The sequence below is a fragment of the Pseudoalteromonas sp. NBT06-2 genome (assembly GCF_002276045.1).
In the GTDB taxonomy this organism is placed as follows: Bacteria; Pseudomonadota; Gammaproteobacteria; order Enterobacterales; family Alteromonadaceae; genus Pseudoalteromonas.
Map to the genome: position 1 here is coordinate 1 of NZ_NQMR01000227.1, position 2,915 is coordinate 2,915.

At 39.0% G+C, this 2,915-nt stretch carries 2 protein-coding genes; one reads left to right on the forward strand and one right to left on the reverse strand.

The features are described from left to right. The first annotated feature begins 568 nt into the window (after window positions 1-568). Entirely contained in the window at window positions 569-1,408 is an 840-nt protein-coding gene (locus CJF42_RS24415) for a Tim44 domain-containing protein (protein WP_095369130.1), read from the forward strand. A 99-nt stretch (window positions 1,409-1,507) separates the two neighbouring features. Here CJF42_RS24415 and CJF42_RS28915 read toward each other — a convergent pair whose 3' ends face one another. Further along, window positions 1,508-1,726, reverse strand: coding sequence for a reverse transcriptase domain-containing protein (locus CJF42_RS28915; RefSeq protein ID WP_252097734.1), 219 nt, complete (start codon window positions 1,724-1,726; stop codon window positions 1,508-1,510). Window positions 1,727-2,915: the final 1,189 nt, after the last annotated feature.

Below are 2,915 nucleotides of genomic sequence, written 5' to 3' on the forward strand. Positions count from 1 at the left end.
CATCTTGAAGTGATTTGGGTATATACCTGCTACGCAGCTTTCTGCGTAGCAAATTAAAAAGCAGATAAAGCCACTTAAAGATAAGTGTTTATGGACTGCATACCCACCATGGCACCTCAAAACCCTCAATTTCAGCGAGAAATATACAATATTTAGATAAGGCATTAATTGAAGATAATAGTTGTTCCCTTATCAAAATTCATAACGCAGCATAAACCCTGTTTAAACTCGCCGAGACGGCGTTTCTGAGCCAACACACTTCATCGTTGCGTTGGTTCCAAAGGTGCCTATTCCTGCATCAACACGCCTTTAATTGGGCTCGCTCTGATAGCTCTGAAACATGTATTTTGAAGTAACATGAGTATATATTAAAAGATTTGGTATAACGATTAAATTCATTTACAATTTAGAATGAATATCTTCTAATTAACTTTTTGACAATTCAATATAAAACGTCGTTTACATTACTTTACCCTCAAAAAAAACCGCGTACTAATTCGTTATAACACATTGACAAGCGCTTTCTAAACTCTACAATCATGACCGAATTATTTTAAACAGGTCAGTTATGAAAAAATTATTTTTAATATTTACCCTTTTTACTTTGATACTAGGAACAAGCTTTGATTCTGAAGCCCGTAAAAAATTTGGCAGCCGAAGTAAAGGTAAAACCCAACAAACAACTCAAATTAAAGAACAAACTAAGCCAAACCAACAAACGGCTCCCGCTAAGAAAACATCTAATAAAAAAGGCATAATAACCGGTGTTTTTGGTGGTTTACTAATGGGTGGTTTGATCGCTTCTATGATGGGTGGTGACTTTGAAGGCATGCAAATTATGGATATGCTTTTAATGGCACTTGTGGCATTTGTATTATTCAAATTATTTAAAAGTTTTATGCAGAAAAAAACTCAATCTCAATCCGCATATGCTAGTTCTGCAAATGCACATTTCCCAAATCAACAGCAAAAAGAAAATGCAACCCCAGTTGTAACAAATTCTGCTAATCAGATTGGATCAGTACCATTTAACTTACCTCAAGAATTCGATGTTACTAGCTTCTTAAAGGCTGCCAATGATCATTACCATACACTTCAAAAAGCATGGAATGAAAACAACTTAGAAACAATTCAAGAGTATGTTTCAATTGACCTATTTAACGAGTTAACAGCAGAAAGAAAAAGCGTTGAAAGTGTAGAGACTCAAGTTATTTTTGTTGATTGTGATCTAGTAAGAGCAAATACAAGTCCAGCCTTATGGGAAGTAAGTGTTAAGTTTTCAGGTAAATACCGTGATTTAACAGAACAAACAGACGAGCAAATAATTGATGAAGTCTGGCATTTAGAAAGAGACCTAACTCAAACTGATTCACCTTGGCTAATTGTTGGCATTAAAGATAACGCATAATAGCCCTACTTTTCAGTTCTATTAAAAACCACTGTGTGGCGATATCGAGTAGGGTGAAGTTTTACCTCATCCCTCTCGAACGAATTCATAAGTCTTCTTTTAGTTAACTGTTAACTTCAAGTCTTTTTCAAGTATTTGGCTTGCAATCCTTAACGCCTCTTGTGCTGGTTTTTTTGTGCTGCACAAGATCAAGATGTCATCTACATATCTCACTAGTCTGTGGTTACGCTGCTTCATTTCTTGATCGAAGGCATTGAGGTAGATATTTGCCAACAAAGAACTAATTACATCTTCTTTCGGGCTACCTACCGTGCTCACTTCCCAATCCTCTCCAATCATTACTCCACTTTTTAAGAACTGATTAATCAGTTTTAAAAGCTACCGTCTGTCACTTTACTGATGGCGTCATAGCAACTTCGCTTTGGTCTATAGCCATAACTCGATGAGTGAAAATCAATATCGAAGATCGGTTGAAGAATGTTCAATAGCGTTTGTTGCACTATTCGGTCTCAAACGACGGGTATACCAAGCAGCCTAACACCACCACAGTCTTTGGGTATTTCGACCCGTTTGACTGGTTGTGCTCGATAATGCTTGGTTTACAGTTCAAGTTGCAGTTGTTTTAAGTTTACTTCTAGATTCGAGGCAAACGCACCTATGGACTGCCTATCTATTGCGGCTGATCCTTTGGCGCTTTTTACCTTTTGGAATCCATTGTACAAGTTGTTAATATCTAACAATTGTCCGTATAAACTGTCATATTCTACCTATGCTTACGATATATCGGTTCGTTTTGATTAGCCTATCGTTCGGTGACATTAGGGGTGCTAGCCTGCTGGCAATCTGCCTAAGCGGTCAGTCATTACTCCATTGCTCACCCTTCAATTCTCAGCGTCTACACTCCTGCTTAGCCGTCATTTCTTGGCTAGTTCCGTCGAAATACTTGTGAGCCGATAATTTAATTTCCACGTCTTTCATACGCTAAAAGAATACTTTCCCCCTTCGCAATCAATTAAAGCTTTTGGCTAAAACTGACTCTATCAAACGTAATGTTGGTAGTCGGCTCGGTTTTCCTCTCCACACCATTACTGGCTTTCATCGGCCTAGCTTTACTCACTACTACGGGTTCATCTACCACCTCACACCGACGTTAAACCTTGAGTTTCCTCTTGAATTTAAACCACTTACTAAAATTAAGTTTAGATGCCAGGCTTCCCCAGTTACTACACTGACTCCCTGTTAGAAATACCACCCTCAAGCACAGTATTGGTCTGACTAAGTATCGGGCTTCGCGCTATTTTGGGCGCTTGCCCACCAATACCGACGAAACAGGTTACGGTTAGTTGTGTACTTCTAACTTCCTATGGCTTCCTTCAGACCCCACCGTTAACCAGTGACGCCCTTGCCATTCAGATTATCTTCCCCTTAGTCAGGGTGATCTGACTTCTTTCAGCCTGTCGGGTTTGCCAGCTTCGCCGGGCAAACAAAAAAGCTTCCAATCATTCGA

Coding starts and splice junctions, on each gene's coding strand:
- CJF42_RS24415 (WP_095369130.1), top strand. CDS start 569: ATGAAAAAATTATTTTTAATATTTACCCTTTTTACTTTGATACTAGGA.